Annotated in this window: 20 protein-coding genes; 12 read left to right on the forward strand and 8 right to left on the reverse strand. The window is 58.0% G+C overall.

Annotation, left to right across the window (positions count from 1 at the left end):
* Positions 1-150: 150 nt before the first annotated feature.
* From ccmA to K0F75_RS03615, 11 genes are all read left to right on the forward strand, one after another.
* The gene (ccmA, locus tag K0F75_RS03565; protein WP_219060471.1) at positions 151-786 is read left to right on the forward strand and encodes a cytochrome c biogenesis heme-transporting ATPase CcmA; all 636 of its coding nucleotides are present in this window, start codon (positions 151-153) and stop codon (positions 784-786) included.
* Positions 783-1,454, forward strand: a complete 672-nt coding sequence (gene ccmB, locus K0F75_RS03570) for a heme exporter protein CcmB (RefSeq protein WP_219060472.1) — start codon at positions 783-785, stop codon at positions 1,452-1,454. Before ccmA ends, ccmB begins: the two co-directional genes overlap by 4 nt.
* Positions 1,455-1,533: 79 nt before the next feature.
* Complete coding sequence (locus tag K0F75_RS03575) at positions 1,534-2,319, forward strand: heme ABC transporter permease (protein ID WP_219060846.1); 786 nt, start codon at positions 1,534-1,536, stop codon at positions 2,317-2,319.
* Positions 2,316-2,492, forward strand: a complete 177-nt coding sequence (gene ccmD / locus K0F75_RS03580) for a heme exporter protein CcmD (protein WP_219060473.1) — start codon at positions 2,316-2,318, stop codon at positions 2,490-2,492. The genes K0F75_RS03575 and ccmD overlap by 4 nt, the downstream gene beginning before the upstream one ends.
* Positions 2,489-2,956 carry a cytochrome c maturation protein CcmE gene (gene ccmE / locus K0F75_RS03585; protein ID WP_219060474.1) on the forward strand — a complete coding sequence of 156 codons (468 nt, stop codon included), beginning with the start codon at positions 2,489-2,491 and terminating at the stop codon, positions 2,954-2,956. The genes ccmD and ccmE overlap by 4 nt, the downstream gene beginning before the upstream one ends.
* 4 nt (positions 2,957-2,960) lie before the next feature.
* Positions 2,961-4,934 (forward strand): heme lyase CcmF/NrfE family subunit, encoded by a 1,974-nt coding sequence (locus K0F75_RS03590; RefSeq protein WP_219060475.1) that lies wholly within the window; start codon positions 2,961-2,963, stop codon positions 4,932-4,934.
* Positions 4,931-5,467 (forward strand): DsbE family thiol:disulfide interchange protein, encoded by a 537-nt coding sequence (locus tag K0F75_RS03595; RefSeq protein ID WP_219060476.1) that lies wholly within the window; start codon positions 4,931-4,933, stop codon positions 5,465-5,467. Before K0F75_RS03590 ends, K0F75_RS03595 begins: the two co-directional genes overlap by 4 nt.
* Positions 5,464-5,934, forward strand: coding sequence for a cytochrome c-type biogenesis protein (locus K0F75_RS03600; protein WP_219060477.1), 471 nt, complete (start codon positions 5,464-5,466; stop codon positions 5,932-5,934). Before K0F75_RS03595 ends, K0F75_RS03600 begins: the two co-directional genes overlap by 4 nt.
* Positions 5,931-7,169: a c-type cytochrome biogenesis protein CcmI gene (gene ccmI, locus K0F75_RS03605; RefSeq protein WP_219060478.1), complete on the forward strand. Its 1,239-nt coding sequence runs from the start codon at positions 5,931-5,933 to the stop codon at positions 7,167-7,169. Before K0F75_RS03600 ends, ccmI begins: the two co-directional genes overlap by 4 nt.
* Before the next feature lie 12 nt (positions 7,170-7,181).
* Positions 7,182-7,604: a hypothetical protein gene (locus tag K0F75_RS03610; protein WP_219060479.1), complete on the forward strand. Its 423-nt coding sequence runs from the start codon at positions 7,182-7,184 to the stop codon at positions 7,602-7,604.
* A gap of 172 nt (positions 7,605-7,776) precedes the next feature.
* Complete coding sequence (locus K0F75_RS03615) at positions 7,777-8,358, forward strand: hypothetical protein (protein ID WP_219060480.1); 582 nt, start codon at positions 7,777-7,779, stop codon at positions 8,356-8,358.
* Between the two features lie 105 nt (positions 8,359-8,463).
* On the opposite strand, the gene K0F75_RS03620 is transcribed toward K0F75_RS03615, so the two are convergent.
* The 8 genes from K0F75_RS03620 to puuE form a co-directional block, all read right to left on the reverse strand.
* Positions 8,464-9,462 carry a sulfate ABC transporter substrate-binding protein gene (locus tag K0F75_RS03620; protein ID WP_219060481.1) on the reverse strand — a complete coding sequence of 333 codons (999 nt, stop codon included), beginning with the start codon at positions 9,460-9,462 and terminating at the stop codon, positions 8,464-8,466.
* 111 nt (positions 9,463-9,573) lie between these two features.
* Positions 9,574-10,407 carry an ion transporter gene (locus tag K0F75_RS03625; RefSeq protein ID WP_219060482.1) on the reverse strand — a complete coding sequence of 278 codons (834 nt, stop codon included), beginning with the start codon at positions 10,405-10,407 and terminating at the stop codon, positions 9,574-9,576.
* A gap of 224 nt (positions 10,408-10,631) precedes the next feature.
* A complete protein-coding gene (locus K0F75_RS03630) occupies positions 10,632-11,240 on the reverse strand; it encodes a TetR/AcrR family transcriptional regulator (RefSeq protein ID WP_219060483.1) in 609 nt (202 codons plus the stop codon).
* Between the two features lie 118 nt (positions 11,241-11,358).
* On the reverse strand, positions 11,359-12,552 hold the full coding sequence (locus K0F75_RS03635) for a urate hydroxylase PuuD (RefSeq protein ID WP_219060484.1): 1,194 nt from the start codon (positions 12,550-12,552) through the stop codon (positions 11,359-11,361).
* Positions 12,553-12,578: 26 nt separating this feature from the next.
* Entirely contained in the window at positions 12,579-13,103 is a 525-nt protein-coding gene (locus tag K0F75_RS03640) for an ureidoglycolate lyase (protein ID WP_219060485.1), read from the reverse strand.
* A 190-nt stretch (positions 13,104-13,293) separates the two neighbouring features.
* Entirely contained in the window at positions 13,294-14,289 is a 996-nt protein-coding gene (gene alc, locus K0F75_RS03645; RefSeq protein ID WP_219060486.1) for an allantoicase, read from the reverse strand.
* Between the two features lie 43 nt (positions 14,290-14,332).
* The gene (uraD, locus tag K0F75_RS03650) at positions 14,333-14,848 is read right to left on the reverse strand and encodes a 2-oxo-4-hydroxy-4-carboxy-5-ureidoimidazoline decarboxylase (RefSeq protein ID WP_219060487.1); all 516 of its coding nucleotides are present in this window, start codon (positions 14,846-14,848) and stop codon (positions 14,333-14,335) included.
* A complete protein-coding gene (gene puuE / locus K0F75_RS03655; RefSeq protein ID WP_219060488.1) occupies positions 14,845-15,777 on the reverse strand; it encodes an allantoinase PuuE in 933 nt (310 codons plus the stop codon). The genes uraD and puuE overlap by 4 nt, the downstream gene beginning before the upstream one ends.
* 387 nt (positions 15,778-16,164) lie before the next feature.
* On the opposite strand from puuE, the gene uraH reads away from it, so the two are divergent.
* Entirely contained in the window at positions 16,165-16,518 is a 354-nt protein-coding gene (uraH, locus tag K0F75_RS03660) for a hydroxyisourate hydrolase (protein ID WP_219060489.1), read from the forward strand.
* The last annotated feature ends 35 nt before the right edge of the window (positions 16,519-16,553 follow it).

The following is a 16,553-nucleotide window of genomic DNA, read 5'->3' on the forward strand; positions in this document are numbered from 1 at the left end:
GTATAATGCCGCCCCGTCTACGGTGGCGCGCATAAGAATCTCTGCGATCCACGGTTTCAGGCTGGATGTTCATTTAATCGTCATCAGTATAACGGCTGCTGTTTAGCCGACTTGAACCGCTCAGCTCTTGATCAAAAGAAAAGGTCAGCCATGCCCAGCCCTCTTCTAGAAGCCGTGGCGCTTGCTTGCGAGCGTGACTGGCGGATGCTCTTCGAGAATCTCGAATTGCGTCTGGCCGCCGGTGACATGCTGCAAATCAGTGGCCCGAACGGCAGCGGCAAGACCAGTCTGCTGCGGTTGTTGGCCGGTTTGATGCAGCCCACCTCAGGGGAAGTCCGGCTCAACGGTCAGCCTCTGGCGCAGCAACGAACCGAGCTGGCACGCAATCTGCTCTGGATAGGTCATGCCGCAGGCATCAAGGACCTGCTGACCCCGGAAGAAAACCTGACCTGGCTCTGTGCCTTGCACCGTCCCGCCGAGCGCGATGCGATCTTGCAGGCGCTGGAATCAGTTGGCCTGCGCGGTTTTGAGGATGTGCCGTGTCACACCTTATCGGCCGGGCAGCAACGACGAGTGGCATTGGCGCGTCTGTATCTGGCAGGACCACCGTTGTGGGTTCTGGATGAGCCCTTTACAGCCCTCGACAAACAAGGTGTGGCCCAACTTGAAGAACATTTGGCCAAACATTGCGAGCAGGGTGGAATGGTCGTGTTGACCACCCACCACACGTTGACCCGGATTCCTGCCGGCTATCGGGACCTTGATCTGGGGCATTGGGCCGTATGAGTCACGTTTTTACCCTGTTGGTCGCCCGTGAAGCGCGTCTGCTATTTCGCCGTCCGGCGGAATTAGCCAACCCGCTGGTGTTTTTCGCCATTGTGATCGCCATGTTTCCGCTAGCCGTTGGCCCGGAGACTCAATTGTTGCAAACCTTGTCACCGGGATTGGTCTGGGTGGCGGCGTTATTGTCAGTCCTGCTCTCGCTTGACGGGCTGTTTCGCAGTGATTTTGAAGACGGTTCTCTGGAGCAGTGGGTCCTTTCGTCGCACCCCCTGGCTCTTCTAGTTCTGGCTAAGGTACTGGCACACTGGGCGTTTTCCGGGTTGGCGCTGGTATTGTTGGCACCGTTGCTGGCGCTGATGCTGGGTCTGCCCGGTGAATGTGTCCCGGTGTTGCTGATTTCGCTGCTGCTGGGCACGCCGGTATTGAGCCTGCTGGGTGCAGTGGGCGCGGCGTTGACGGTAGGCTTGAAACGCGGTGGACTGTTGTTGGCGTTGTTGATTTTACCCTTGTACATCCCGGTATTGATCCTTGGCAGTGGCGCGTTGCAAGCGAGCCTGCAAGGGATGCCGGCAACGGGTTATCTGCTCTGGCTTGGTAGCCTGACCGCCTTGGCAGTGACCCTGACACCTTTTGCAATAGCGGCTGGGCTGAAGATCAGCGTCGGCGAATAATTGAGGTTCTGATCACGCCCGCATACGACGGCTGGCGATCAGTAAAGACCCTGGATGCACCGTGATGAAAGGCAACGTGATGAAAGTCAGCATCAGTTGGGCCTGGTTCCACAAACTGGGCTCACCTAAATGGTTTTATGGCATCAGCGGGCGAATACTGCCCTGGCTGAGCATCGCCGCCGTGTTACTGATCGGCATCGGCCTGGTATGGGGGCTGGCCTTTGCGCCGCCTGATTATCAGCAGGGCAATAGCTTCCGTATCATCTATATCCACGTCCCTGCGGCCATGCTCGCTCAGTCTTGCTATGTGATGCTCGCGATCTGTGGTGTGGTCGGGCTCGTCTGGAAGATGAAGATTGCCGACGTCGCGCTGCAATGCGCTGCGCCCATCGGTGCCTGGATGACCGCTGTGGCGCTGGTCACCGGCGCCATTTGGGGTAAACCGACCTGGGGTTCGTGGTGGGTCTGGGATGCGCGACTAACGTCGATGTTGATCCTGCTTTTTCTGTACTTCGGTCTTATTGCGCTCGGTCAGGCAATCAGTAACCGTGACAGCTCGGCCAAGGCCTGCGCGGTGTTGGCGATTGTGGGTGTGATCAACATCCCGATCATCAAATATTCGGTGGAGTGGTGGAACACCCTGCATCAGGGCGCGACCTTCAGTCTCACCGAGAAACCGGCGATGCCGGCCGAGATGTGGCTGCCGTTGCTGTTCATGGTGTTGGGCTTCTACTGTTTCTTTGGCGCGGTGCTGTTGATGCGTATGCGCCTTGAAGTGCTCAAGCGCGAAGCGCGCAGCAGCTGGGTCAAGGCCGAAGTTCTGAAAAGCCTGGGCCATGTCCCGGTCAAAGGAGCCCCGCTGTGAGTTTTGCCTCCTTCAGTGATTTTCTCGCCATGGGTCACCATGGTTTATATGTCTGGTCGGCCTATGGCATCAGCCTGTTGGTCCTGGCCCTCAACGTGGCGTGGCCGGTGCTGGCGCGTCGGCGTTACCTGCAACAAGAGGCGCGACGTTTGCGCTGGGAGAATAAGAAGTGAATCCGCTGCGTAAAAAACGTCTGTTGATCATCGTCGCGATTCTGGCAGGGGTCGGCATTGCCGTGACCCTGGCCTTGAACGCGTTGCAGCAGAACATCAACTTGTTCTACACCCCGAGCCAGATCGCTAACGGCGAAGCGCCACATGACACCCGTATTCGTGCAGGTGGCATGGTCGAGAAAGGATCGCTGCAACGCTCCGGCGATTCACTGGATGTCAGGTTCATCGTCACCGACTTCAACAAATCGGTGACCATCACGTATCGCGGCATTCTTCCGGACTTGTTCCGTGAAGGGCAGGGCATCGTCGCGCTGGGAAAAATCAACGCCGATGGCGTGGTTGTCGCCGATGAAGTACTCGCCAAACACGATGAAAAATACATGCCGCCGGAAGTGACCAAAGCGCTGAAAGACAGCGGCCAGTCGGCGCCCATGACGTCCACCACACCATCCAAACAGGGCTGAAACCATGATTCCCGAACTCGGCCATCTGGCCATGATTCTGGCGCTGTGCTTTGCCATCGTGCAGGCAATCGTGCCGTTGATCGGTGCCTGGCGCGGCGATCGCCTTTGGATGAGCCTGGCCCAGCCGGCCGCTTGGGGGCAGTTCGCTTTCCTCATATTCTCCTTCGCCTGCCTGACCTACTCGTTCATGACCGATGATTTCTCAGTCGGTTATGTAGCCAATAACTCGAACAGCGCCTTGCCCTGGTATTTCAAGTTCAGCGCGGTGTGGGGCGCTCACGAAGGTTCGTTGCTGCTGTGGGCCTTGATCCTCGGCGGCTGGACCTTCGCCGTGTCGATCTTCTCCCGGCAATTGCCGCAAGTGATGCTGGCGCGTGTACTGGCGGTGATGGGCATGATCAGCGTCGGCTTCCTGCTGTTCCTGATCCTTACGTCCAACCCGTTCTCGCGCATCCTGCCGCAAATACCGGCCGACGGCCGCGACCTCAACCCATTGCTGCAAGACATTGGTTTGATCGTGCATCCGCCAATGCTGTACATGGGCTATGTCGGTTTCTCAGTGGCCTTTGCCTTCGCCATCGCCGCCTTGCTCGGCGGGCGTCTTGACGCTGCCTGGGCGCGCTGGTCGCGACCATGGACCATTGTTGCCTGGGCATTCCTCGGCATCGGCATCACCCTCGGTTCCTGGTGGGCTTATTACGAACTTGGCTGGGGCGGCTGGTGGTTCTGGGACCCGGTGGAAAACGCTTCCTTCATGCCATGGCTGGTGGGCACTGCGTTGATCCACTCTCTGGCGGTTACGGAAAAGCGTGGCGTGTTCAAAAGCTGGACCGTGCTGTTGGCGATTGCTGCGTTTTCGCTGAGCCTGCTGGGGACTTTCCTGGTGCGCTCCGGTGTGCTGACCTCGGTGCATGCATTTGCGTCCGACCCGGCTCGTGGCGTGTTCATCCTGATCTTCTTGCTGACAGTTGTCGGCGGCTCGCTGACGCTGTTCGCCTTCCGCGCGCCGGTGGTCAAAAGCCATGTGGGTTTTGCCCTGTGGTCGCGTGAAACACTGTTGCTGGGCAACAACCTGGTGCTGGTGGTTGCTGCGTCAATGATTCTGCTGGGCACTCTGTACCCGCTGGTACTCGATGCACTGACCGGTGCCAAAATGTCGGTCGGCCCTCCGTACTTTAACGCGTTGTTCGTGCCGTTGATGGCGCTGCTGATGGCTGTGATGGCGGTCGGCATGGTGGTGCGCTGGAAAGATACGCCGGTCAAATGGCTGGTGAGCATGCTTGCACCGGTGCTGGTCGGCAGTGCCATATTGGCCATCGTTGCCTGCTTCGTACTTGGCGACTTCCAATGGGCAGTGCTGGCGACCTTCATGCTTGCGGCCTGGGTGTTGCTGGCGGGCGTGCGCGACCTGCTGGACAAGACGCGGCACAAAGGTTTGATCAAAGGTGCTCGCGGCTTGACCCGTAGCTATTGGGGCATGCAAGTGGCCCACATCGGCATTGCCATCTGCGCACTGGGTGTGGTCCTGTCCAGCCAGAACAGTGCCGAACGCGACCTGCGCATGGCGCCGGGCGAATCGATGGAGCTGGGCGGCTATATGTTCGTTTTTGAGGGCGCCAAGCATGTTCAGGGCCCGAACTTTACCTCCGACAAAGGCACTGTCCGTGTGCTGGAAAACGGTAAGGAAGTCACCGTCTTGCACCCGGAAAAGCGTTTGTACACCGTGCAGCAATCAATGATGACAGAAGCGGGCATCGACGCCGGTTTCAGCCGTGACCTGTACGTTGCCCTTGGCGAATCACTGGGCGATGGCGCTTGGGCGGTACGGGTTCACGTCAAGCCGTTTGTACGCTGGATCTGGTTCGGCGGCCTGTTCACCGGCTTTGGCGGGCTGTTGGCCGCGATGGATAGGCGTTACAGGGTCAAGGTCAAAAGCAAAGTGCGCGACGCGTTGGGCCTGTCGGGAGCTGCGGTATGAAGCGCTGGATTCTGCTGGTGCCGCTTGCGCTGTTTTTGGGCATGGCGGCGTTTCTCTACCGGGGGCTGTACCTTGACCCGGCCGAGCTGCCTTCAGCGATGATCGGTAAACCGTTCCCAGCGTTCTCGCTGCCGGATGTACAGACCGGCAAAATCATCACCCAGGCCGACTTGTTGGGCAAACCTGCTTTGGTCAACGTCTGGGGCACCTGGTGCATATCCTGCCGTGTTGAACACCCGGTGTTGAACAAGCTGGCCGGGCAGGGCGTGGTGATTTACGGCGTCAATTACAAGGACGTGAACGCCGACGCACTGAAATGGCTGAAGGAGTTTCACAATCCTTATCAGATAAACATTCGCGATGACGCTGGCAGCCTTGGTTTGAACCTGGGCGTGTACGGCGCACCGGAAACCTTCCTGATCGACAGCAAGGGCGTGATTCGCCACAAGTACGTCGGCGTGATCGACGAGACCGTCTGGCGTGAAAAGCTGGCCGGGCTGTATCAAGGCTTGGTCGATGAGGCCAAACCATGAAGCGTTGGTTTGCAGCGGCTGTTTTAAGTGTCGGGCTGGCTAATGTGGCGCAGGCCGCCATTGATGCCTACGAGTTTCGTGATGAAGCCGAACGCGCCCGTTACAGCGAATTGACCAAAGAGCTGCGCTGCCCTAAATGCCAGAATCAGGACATCGCCGACTCCAACGCGCCGATTGCCGCTGACCTGCGCAAAGAGATCTACCGCATGCTGGGCGAAGGCCAGAGCAATCAGCAGATCATCGACTTCATGGTCGATCGCTACGGTGACTTTGTGCGCTACAAACCGGCGCTCAATTCAAGCACCTGGTTGCTCTGGTTCGGTCCCGGGATCTTGCTGATGGGTGGCGTGCTGGTGATGGGTGTGATCGTGATGCGTCGGCGCGGCAAGCGTGCCGAGGGTGCGGACGTTCTTTCTGACGAGGAGCGTCAGCGCCTCGACCAACTGTTGGATAAAAAACACGAATGATTGATTTCTGGCTAGCTGCCGGCCTGCTGTTGCTGGTGGCCCTGAGTTTCTTGTTGATCCCTGTTCTGCGCGGCCGTCGTGCGCAAAGCGAAGAGGATCGTACCGCGCTTAACGTTGCCCTGTATCAGGAACGCCTGGCCGAGCTGCAAGGTGAGCAGGATGAGGGTGTGCTCTCTTCGGCGCAGATGGACAGTGGCCGTGCCGAGGCCGCTCGTGAACTGCTGGCTGACACCGAAGGCGCCGATATCCCACGCACCTCACGCTTGGGCAAGCCCTTGCCGTTGCTGGCTGCGTTGCTGGTGCCGGTACTGGGTTTGGCGCTGTACCTGCATTTCGGTGCCAGCGACAAGGTCGAACTGACCCGCGAGTTTGCCCAGGCCCCGACGTCACTGGATCAAATGTCCAACCGCCTGGAACGCGCGGTAAAAGCCCAGCCGGATTCGGCCGAAGGCATGTACTTCCTCGCTCGCACCTACATGGCTCAGGAGCGTCCAGCCGATGCGGCGAACATGTTCGAACGTGCCGTGGGGTTGGCAGGACGTCAGCCGGAGCTGCTCGGACAGTGGGCTCAGGCGCTGTATTTCGCGGGCAACAAGCAATGGTCGGCGCAGATTCAGGCCCTGACCGATGAAGCACTCAAAGCTGATCCTAACGAAGTCACCAGCCTGGGGCTGTTGGGTATCGCAGCGTTTGAAGGCGAGCGTTATCAGCAATCCATCGACTACTGGAAGCGTCTGTTGGCCGTACTGCCTGCCGAAGATCCTTCCCGCTCTGCGCTCGAAGGCGGTATTTCGCGTGCCGGTGACAGGTTGGTGGCGAGCGGTGGCAAAGTGGCCGTGACACCGACAGTTGTCGCAAAAGCCGCGAGTGCTCCTGCGGCCGATAACAAGGTTGCCGGGCTGCTCAAGGTTCGTGTCGATCTGACGGCAGAAGTCAAAGCCAGCGTCCAGCCGAGTGACAGTGTGTTCATCTTCGCTCGCGCTACCTCAGGCCCACCGATGCCGTTGGCCGTCAAGCGCCTGACCGTGGCGGACCTGCCAGCCGAAGTAGAATTGGCTGATGCCGATGCAATGATGCCGCAACTGAAACTGTCGAACTTCCCGGAAGTCCAACTGGTTGCGCGGGTGTCCCGTGCCGGTCAGGCGACCAAGGGTGAGTGGATCGGTCGCAGCAAGCCGCTGGCCAGCAGCACCACGGCCCAGCAAGCATTGACCATCGACAGTCCAGATCAGTAGAGAGAACGTCCCATGACCGCTGTCGCACGCATCACCTTATTGAGTCTTGTCCTTGGCTTGAGTGCGTGTGCCGTCCAGCACCCCACGGGACCACAAAGCAGCGAACCGATACCGACACTGCCCAGCAAACCGCAACAGGGCAAACCGCAATCCGGCAAGCCGCACACTGCGCCGCAGACGTCTCCCCAGCGTCCGGCGCCCGCCACAGGCCCAAAAACCTCCGCCCACTTCGCTCCACCACCGGGTGGCAACAGCCACTGGGATGCACGCCTCGGTGTGCATGTACTGGATGACGAAGCCGATACCTTCTACCGTCAGCGCACTTACTACCACTGGAACAACGGCTGGAGTTGGTCTACCGGGCGTAACGGGCCATGGCAGGCGACAGATGCCAATGGCGTGCCGCCGGGGTTGGGGCGTCAGTACGGTCATTGAGTAGGCGTAATAAAAAACGGCGACCCTGGGGTCGCCGTTTTTTATTACAATATTTTCAGTCTTTTCCTACATTTTTCTTCTGTACTTGAAACTACCTATATAGGAAATTATTGCCAGTTATTTGTTTGACAGAAATATACTTCCGTACGCTCGCTTGCGATTGGGGAATGCAGTGAAATATTGGATCGCGGTAACGCTGATGGTAATGGCTGCGTCTCATGCTTCGGCTGAGTCCTGCGACTATGTAATACCAGGCACGGTATACCTGCCTTATCATAAAGGTGCCCATACGCCTGTCTATTTCTCAAAGTATCAGTTTAATTTGCCCAGTCAACCTGACGTGCTGTTGAGTGGTGATGGGTTTATGGCAAGTTATCCGAATCGGGATTATATAGGACAGCAGCATGTAGATCCGGAGCCATGGAGCGATCAACTCGGCAGGTTCACATCGCGTCCCGTCAGCGTGGTGGATTTGTATCGTTTGATATACGGCATCTTACCCACGAATAACCTTAATGCTGCAGAACAGGATGAGGTGCAGCTTCAGCGCTCACTCCTGAAACTGGATTGCAATGCGAACGTTACGGTATATCGCGTGGGGGGCACAGTTGATGTTGTTTTGCAGGTCAGGCAGGTGGAGACTGGATTTCATACTCTGTTGCTTCTAAGTGATGAGGGGGTTGAGCTCATTACGTTGCGACGGCCTATGAAAGAAGTCATGCAGGTTATTGCCAGTATTAAACGGAGGGTGTAAACGTAGTTCCTACGTGGATTGAATACTGCCCGCAAACATAACGTCTTCTGATAATTAAATAAAAACGGCGACCCATGGTCGCCGTTTTTATTTATGCGGTGGGGCTTATTTCACCGTGTAAATCTGGTCGAAAATACCACCGTCACTGAAGTGGGTTTTTTGCACGGTGCGCCAGTCGCCGAAGGTTTTCTCTACCGAGAGGAAGTCGACTTTAGGGAAGCGGTCGTTGTATTTGGCCAATATGGCCGGGTCACGTGGGCGCAGGTAGTTGGCGGCTGCGATTTCCTGGCCTTCCGGGGACCACAGGTATTTCAGGTATTCCTCGGCAAGGGCACGGCTGCCTTTCTTGTCGACGACTTTATCGACCACGGTCACAGGTGGCTCGGCTTCGGCTGAAACGCTTGGGTAGACCACTTCGAACTGATCCCGACCAAATTCCCGGGCGATCATTTCGGCTTCGTTTTCGAAGGTCACCAGCACATCACCAATCTGGTTGGTCATGAAGGTGGTCGTGGCACCACGGCCGCCGGTGTCGAGTACAGGCACATTGCTGAACAACTGGCCGACGAACTTTTTCGCGGCCGCTTCATCACCGCCATTCTTCAGGGTGTAACCCCACGCCGACAGGTAAGTGTAGCGACCGTTACCCGAGGTTTTCGGGTTGGGTACGATCACCTGAACGCCATCCTTGACCAGGTCTGGCCAGTCTTTCAGGGCTTTAGGGTTGCCTTTGCGCACGATGAAAACCGTGGCTGAGGTGAACGGCGCGCTGTTGTTCGGCAGGCGAGCGACCCAGTCTTTCGGCACCAGACCACCGTTGTCGGCCAGCGCGTTGATGTCGGTGGCCATGTTCATGGTGATGACGTCAGCCGGCAGGCCATCGATGACGGAGCGGGCCTGTTTGCTTGAGCCGCCGAAGGACATTTGAAGGGCGACGTTCTCATTGTGTTCGGCTTGCCAGTGCTTCTGGAACGCGCTGTTGTAGTCTTTGTAGAAGTCGCGCATCACATCATAGGAAACGTTGAGCAGGGTCGGGGCGGCTTGGGCCACGCTGCCGAAGGCCAGGCCTGCGGCCAGAAGTGAGGCGCCAAAAAATTTGTTCACTGCGCATTCCTTATTGGAGGTGTGGGTGAGGCTGCTGATGGGGCGAGTGGCTCATTGCTGGCGACTATAGCCGGGTGGCTATAGTCATTTAAATACTCAAAAGCAATTTGCTTATGCTTTGTTCTCATCTTTGGGAAACAAGGCGTTGCCACACCGCGCGCAAAACGCCGCACTGGGCTGGTGGTCGTTCTTCGCGCAGACCGGACATTTGTGTTCCAGTTGTTCGCCCCGCATGGCGTTGGCCAGTTCGGCAGTGAAGATCCCGGTGGGCACCGCGATGATGGAGTAACCGGTGATCATCACCAGCGACGACAACATTTGCCCCAGCGGTGTCTTGGGCACAATGTCGCCGAAGCCTACTGTCGTCAGCGTGACAATGGCCCAGTAGATCCCGATGGGGATACTGGTGAACCCGTTTTTCGGGCCTTCGATCACATACATCAGCGTGCCGAAAACAATGACCAGCGTAGAGACGGTGGCCAGGAAAACGATGATCTTCTGCTTGCTGCCACGCAGCGCCGCGAGCAGGTAGTTGGCCTGCTTGAGGTAATGACCGAGCTTGAGCACCCGGAAGATCCGTAACATCCGAATGATACGAATGATTAGCAGGTATTGAGCGTCGCTGTAATACAGCGAGAGCGCGCCAGGCACAATCGCCAGCAGGTCGACCAAGCCATAAAAGCTGAAGGCATAGCGCAACGGTTTGGGCGAGCAGTACAGGCGCAGACCGTATTCAATGGCGAATACCAGAGTGAAACCCCATTCGAGATACGCCAGTAGACCAGCATAGTCGCGATGAATGCTTTCGATGCTGTCGATGATCACCACGACCAGGCTGCTCAGAATGATCAGCAGCAAGGTTTTGTCGAAGCGTCGGCCCGCGACCGTATCGGTCTGGAAAATGATGATGCGCAGCTGTTCCCGCCAGCCTTTGTTGTTGTCCATGGGTTATTTCCGAATTGAGTATGCGCAGAGCCTAGGAGCTTTCCGGTCATCAGCGCAACTGATGATCGAACGCTGACTGATACAACAGGCGGGCGTTGGCTTGAACCAACCGGCAGGCGAGGATAAACGGTGCGGTCAAGGTGGGCAGGGCATGCACAAAGTATCGCCTGCGCGGTGTCGACGGCAGAGCGGGATCTCTTACAGGTTATGTATCAGCCGCAGTGTCACTTATCGAGCTCACACCCTTTGAGCACCAACCGGATGATGGTCTGCGCGGCGGCTTCGTAGTCGCTGTCGTCGAGTTTGGCTTTGCCAGTGACGGTGGAAATCTGCCAGTCGAAATCGGCGTAGGTCTGGGTCGCGGCCCAGAGGGTGAACATCAAATGGTGCGGGTCGAGCGGTGCGATCTGACCGCTGTCGATCCAGGACTGAATGCAGTCGATGTTGTGTCGGGCTTGGCTGTTGAGCTGTTCGACTTGCTCGGCAGTCAAGTGCGGTGCGCCGTGCATGATCTCGCTGGCGAACACCTTCGAGGCGAACGGCAAGTCGCGGGATATGCGGATTTTCGAGCGAATGTAGCCACTCAGCACCTCAGCCGGCACGCCGTCGCGATTGAATGGCGTCGATGCCTGGAGGATCGGCTCGATGATGCTTTCGAGCACCTCGCGGTAGAGGTTGTCCTTGGATTTGAAGTAGTAGTAGACGTTAGGTTTTGGCAGCCCGGCCTTGGCCGCGATATCGCTGGTCTTGCTGGCTGCGAAACCCTTGTCGGCGAACTCTTCACTGGCTGCGCGCAGGATCAGTTCTTTGTTACGCTCGCGAATGCTGCTCATGAACCAGAGTTTTCCTTGCCTGTGCCAGCGGTTGCGCATGGTAGCACCGGTTTTGCGGCAGGCTCAAGATTGCCCGGTGCGGGCACAGGTCGCGGCTCAAGTGCCTTGGATCAATCGATCAGTGGGTCTGCGCACCCTTGTCGATCCATGCGCCGATCAGGTCACGTTCCTGTTGGGTCATCTGGGTGATATTGCCCAGCGGCATGATCTGCGATATGACGGCCTGGGCCTGGATGCGCGGTGCCAGTTGCTGGATTTGTTGCGGGGTATCGAGCATCACGCCGGCGGGCGCCGTGCTGAACAGCGGGCTGGTCGGCTTGGCCGAATGGCACACCGCGCAGCGTTCCTGAATCACGCTGTGGACCTTGTTGAAATCGACACCGCTGGCGCGTGCTGCGGATGCCGCGTCAGTCGACATTTGCGCAGGGCCAGTGACATACGCCAGGCAGATCATGCCCAGCGCGGCAACGGGCAGGGTCCAGGCGAATGCGTGGCTGTTGTGGCGGGTATTGAAGTAGTGGCGAACCAGGACCGCCAGTACCGCGATTCCGGCCAGGATCAGCCAGTTGTATTGACTGCCGTAAGTGCTCGGGAAGTGGTTGCTGATCATGATGAACAGCACGGGCAGGGTGAAGTAGTTGTTGTGCCGGGAGCGCAGTAAACCTTTGGCGGGCAGGCTGGGATCCGGCGTGCGGCCATCAGCGATGGCGGCCACCAATGCGCGCTGGGCGGGCATGATGATGCGGAACACGTTGCCGACCATGATCGTGCCGATGATCGCACCCACATGCAGGTACGCGCCGCGACCGCTGAACACTTTACTGAAACCGAACGCGGCACCAATCAGCAGCACGAACAGGATCAGGCCGAGCAGGGCGGGGCGCTTGCCCAGTGGCGAGTCGCACAGCACGTCGTAGATGAACCAGCCAGCGATCAGCGAACCGATCCCGATGGCGATGCCTTCGACGCCCGAAAGACTGCTGCCAGGGGCAAGTAAATAAAGCGTCGGGTTGGCGTAAAACACCACGCCCATCAGCGCTACGCCGGACATCCAGGTGGAATAGGCTTCCCATTTGAACCAGTGCAGGTTATCGGGCATGGTCGGCGGAGCGAGTTTGTATTTTTCCAGGTGGTAGATGCCGCCACCATGAATGGCCCACAAATCGCCGGCCAGCCCGTCACGCGGGTTGATCCGGTTGAGGTTGTTTTCCAGCCAGACGAAATAGAACGACGCCCCGATCCAGGCCACGCCGGTAATCATATGAACCCAGCGCACGCTCAGGTTCAGCCATTCCATCAAATGTGCTTCCACAGTGTTGACCTCTTGCCTGTCACCCCTTACGGGTGTTCAGACCTTTCTTGTTGGTGGGGGTCGAGGAACAGACACTGGTCCTCATTAAAAAAATGCTCATCGCAGTTATTGCCAGTTCCACTGCGATCAACCACCAGGAAATCATCCCGCTTTTCGATCGTCAGCACCGGGTGGTGCCAAACGCCGCGATGGTAATTAATGCCCTGCCTGCCATTACTGATGAAGGCGCGGACCCACTCCGATTCAGGTACATCGCCCCGTGGCGCGACCACGATCAGAAAGGGGTTGCCGAGCAGCGGTATGAACGCCTGACTGCCCAGCGGATGCCGCTCCAGCATGCGCACGGTCATTGGCATCTGCAACGCCTCGGCGCGGAAGATGCTGATGATCGCCTTGTCATCCGGCGTGGCGGTTTCAACCTCGGCCAGACGATGGAAACGCATGGTCGAGCCATTGTTGATCATGAAGTGCGCGCTGCCATCGGTTTCAATCACATCACCGAAGGGGGCGAACGCTTCTTTGGTCAGGGGCTCGATCACTAGTGTGCGCATGCTATTTCTGTCTCTGAAAGTATTGTTGTAGGAGCGCGGGGGACGCCTAGTTCTTGCCCGCGATCGCTTCGGAGTCGTGCTCGACCATAGCAGTCGCAAAATCAGCGAGTTCGATTCTGACAGTAGAACGGTGCTCAGCATTTTTTGGACCGCTTTGCGGTCCATCGCGGGCAAGCGCGCTCCTACAGTATTACTTCGCTACTTTACCCAACACCCGCAACCGACTCACGCCCCCATCCGGGAACACATTCAGGCGGATATGGGTGATCGGGCCCAAGGCTTTTATCTGTTCGGCGAATGTATGTTCGGCGTGCATTTCCAGCTTCTGGGCTGGCAGCAGTTCGCGCCAGAACAAACTCTGGGTTTCGATCTGGCTGTCCGTCCCGCCTTTGACGAACGCGGCCTGAATCGAACACGTGTCCGGGTAGTTGCCCTTGAAGTGCAGGGTGTCGACGATGACTTTTTCAATTTCGCCGGCATGGCCCAAGGCGACGATCACCCAGTCATTGCCCGGCGTGCGTCGACGCGCGGTTTCCCAGCCGTCGCCCATGTTGATCCCGCGGCCCGGGTTCAGGATATTGCTCATGCGCCCGTAATGCTCGTCGGAGCAGGCCAGTGCGCGGCCACCATTGAGGGCGGCAGCGAGGTCGAGTTGTTCGTTGTCACTCACGGCCGACCAATCACGGAACGGAACACCGTACACCCGCAGACGTGCCACGCCGCCGTCCGGGTAGATGTTGAAGCGTAAGTGGCTGAACGCTTGATCATTGCTGATCTCGTGGAAGTGGTGGCTGTTGCCTTGCAGCTCGACGGCCGACAGCACTTCAGTCCACGGGGTGTTTTCGTCCGGTTCGCCGGTGGTCAGGAAGCACGCTTCCAGCGAGGCTGAGGGTGGAAAGTTACCGGTGAAAAATGAGGTGTCGATGTCCACGCCCTTGATCGAGCCGGGCACACCCAGGCGGATCACGGCGCTGTCATAACCTTCGAAGCGCTTGCGGCGTGACTCCCAGCCGTCCATCCACTTGCCGTTGTCATCGAACACGCCCTCTTTCCAGACGGCCGGGGTCGGCTGGAACAGGCGGTTGGCGTCCGCGAACCAGTCATCGGTGACCGAGATGATTTTGGTGCCCAGACGGGCGTCGGCCAGGTTGACGAACTTCTCGAACGGTGCGGCGTAAGCTTTCATTGTTCTTGTCTGCCTTTGGAAAAATTGGCGTGGGATAGGGCGACTATAAGTGCTGCAAACGGAACATCGCGATCTTGTTGATTTCCGCCAGCGCGCAGGCAAACTCGGTGTCCACCGGGTTATGAATGCGCGTTTCGAAAGCGGCGAGGATCTGATGCCGGTCACTGCCTTTCACCGCCATGATGAAGGGGAACGCGAACCTGGCCTTGTAGGCGCTATTCAGCTCGGTGAAGCGCTGAAACTCTTCGGCCGAGCATTGGTGGATACCGGCGCCCGCTTGCTCATGCGTGCTGGCTTCAGTCAGTTGGCCCTGCACGGCGGCTTTGCCAGCAAGGTCCGGGTGAGCGTTGACCACGGCCAGTTGCCGGGCATGATCAGCGCTCAACAGGATGTTGCTCATACGGGCATGCAAGGTCTCGATCTGGTCCAGGTCTGAGCCCTGGCCCAAGTCGTAGGCCTGCTCGGCTATCCACGGTGAATGTTCGTAGATGTCAGCGAAGGCGGCGACGAACGCTTCGCGGCTCAGAGACGATGGCGTCAGTGTCTGAAAGCGGCTCATGGCGTGTTCCCAGTATTCTGATAAGGATGTTCGGTGTACCAGTGCCGGGCGATATCGACGCGCCGGCTGAACCAGACCTGCTCGTGGCCCTTGGCGTATTCGATAAAACGCTTGAGCGCTGCCAGTCGCGCCGGGCGCCCGATCAGCCGACAGTGCAGGCCGATGGAGAGCATTTTTGGCGCCTCGGCTCCTTCGGCGTACAGCACGTCGAACGCATCCTTGAGGTACTGGAAAAACTGCTCGCCATTGTTGAAGCCCTGCGCCTGGGTGAAGCGCATGTCGTTGGTGTCCAGGGTGTACGGGATCACCAGGTGCGGCTTGCCGGCGGGGGTGTTCGGTTCCCAGTAGGGCAGGTCGTCGTCATAGGTATCGGAGTCGTAGAGAAATCCACCTTCCTCCATCACCAAACGGCGCGTATTGGGCCCGGTACGGCCGGTGTACCAGCCCAGCGGGCGTTCACCGGTAATCTCGGTGAGGATGTGAATCGCCTTGAGTATGTGTTCGCGCTCCTGGGCCTCATCCATGTACTGGTAATCGATCCAGCGATAACCGTGGCTGCAGATTTCGTGACCGGCCGCGACCATGGCGCGGATCACTTCCGGGTAACGCTGTGCGGCCATGGCCACGGCGAAGACTGTCAGCGGGATATCGAATGCTTTGAACAACTTGAGCACGCGCCACACGCCGGCACGGCTGCCGTATTCGTAGAGCGATTCCATGCTCATGTTGCGCTCGCCCTGCAGCGGTTGGGCTGACACCATTTCTGACAGGAACGATTCGGATTCTTTATCGCCGTGCAGAATATTGCGCTCGCCGCCTTCTTCGTAATTGAGCACGAAAGACAGCGCGATGCGGGCATTTCCCGGCCAGTGAGGATGGGGCGGGTTGTTGCCGTATCCGATCAGGTCCCGTGGGTAGTCAGCACTCACAGCAGTCTTCCCTATGTGCGTGTTGTCAGTGGCGGCGGTTGTCAGGGCAATCCAGGCCGGCGCCACCGCGATGGCTCGATTGTATACAACTCTTAAATCGTTTTGTAAGCCTGGTTTTTAGCGTTTTTCCATGAGCCAGTGCGTGCAAGAAACTTGCCTGAGTGATCAGTTTATATCTGCAAGAGGGCTTGATTGCGTGATTATTGGCCGAAACAGGTGTCTCCATGCACTCCTCGTCATGCCGCTCTAAAAAGCGATATTTATTGTGTACAATTTTTTTGGTAAATGTCTTAATTGCTCATCGCTGCTCTTAACCCTGGCACCACAAGGGTGCGGTCTGAGCTTCCAACTGAGCTTCCAATTGACTGCGCGAGGCGCTGACGAGCAATGGGACGATTGACGACGCATGTATTGGATGCCGCCCACGGCTGCCCGGGTAGCGCTATCAAAATCGAGCTGTACCGGGTCGAAGGTGAACGCCTGGAGCGGGTTGCCAGTGCGGTGACCAACGCCGATGGCCGCTGCGATGGGCCTTTGTTACAGGGCGATGATTACCGTTCGGGCGTCTACCAATTGCAATTCCATGCCGGTGACTACTACCGGGCACGGGGCGTGGATTTGCCTGATCAACCGTTCCTTGATGTGGTGGTTCTGCGGTTCGGGATTGATGCCGCGCAGGATCACTATCACGTGCCCCTGTTGATTTCGCCCTACAGCTACTCGACGTATCGCGGCAGTTAGTCGCTGCCGGGTAGCTCCCCTCGCTACCTCTGGCC

This window comes from Pseudomonas sp. UMAB-08, from assembly GCF_900095225.1.
Lineage (GTDB): Bacteria > Pseudomonadota > Gammaproteobacteria > Pseudomonadales > Pseudomonadaceae > Aquipseudomonas.

Bases quoted from the DNA above. Each gene is read 5' to 3' on its own strand.
- ccmA (WP_219060471.1), top strand. From the start codon at position 151: ATGCCCAGCCCTCTTCTAGAAGCCGTGGCGCTTGCTTGCGAGCGTGAC.
- ccmB (WP_219060472.1), top strand. From the start codon at position 783: ATGAGTCACGTTTTTACCCTGTTGGTCGCCCGTGAAGCGCGTCTGCTA.
- K0F75_RS03575 (WP_219060846.1), top strand. From the start codon at position 1,534: ATGAAAGTCAGCATCAGTTGGGCCTGGTTCCACAAACTGGGCTCACCT.
- K0F75_RS03590 (WP_219060475.1), top strand. From the start codon at position 2,961: ATGATTCCCGAACTCGGCCATCTGGCCATGATTCTGGCGCTGTGCTTT.
- K0F75_RS03595 (WP_219060476.1), top strand. From the start codon at position 4,931: ATGAAGCGCTGGATTCTGCTGGTGCCGCTTGCGCTGTTTTTGGGCATG.
- K0F75_RS03600 (WP_219060477.1), top strand. From the start codon at position 5,464: ATGAAGCGTTGGTTTGCAGCGGCTGTTTTAAGTGTCGGGCTGGCTAAT.
- ccmI (WP_219060478.1), top strand. From the start codon at position 5,931: ATGATTGATTTCTGGCTAGCTGCCGGCCTGCTGTTGCTGGTGGCCCTG.
- K0F75_RS03610 (WP_219060479.1), top strand. From the start codon at position 7,182: ATGACCGCTGTCGCACGCATCACCTTATTGAGTCTTGTCCTTGGCTTG.
- K0F75_RS03625 (WP_219060482.1), bottom strand. From the start codon at position 10,407: ATGGACAACAACAAAGGCTGGCGGGAACAGCTGCGCATCATCATTTTC.
- K0F75_RS03630 (WP_219060483.1), bottom strand. From the start codon at position 11,240: ATGAGCAGCATTCGCGAGCGTAACAAAGAACTGATCCTGCGCGCAGCC.
- K0F75_RS03640 (WP_219060485.1), bottom strand. From the start codon at position 13,103: ATGCGCACACTAGTGATCGAGCCCCTGACCAAAGAAGCGTTCGCCCCC.
- alc (WP_219060486.1), bottom strand. From the start codon at position 14,289: ATGAAAGCTTACGCCGCACCGTTCGAGAAGTTCGTCAACCTGGCCGAC.
- uraD (WP_219060487.1), bottom strand. From the start codon at position 14,848: ATGAGCCGCTTTCAGACACTGACGCCATCGTCTCTGAGCCGCGAAGCG.
- uraH (WP_219060489.1), top strand. From the start codon at position 16,165: ATGGGACGATTGACGACGCATGTATTGGATGCCGCCCACGGCTGCCCG.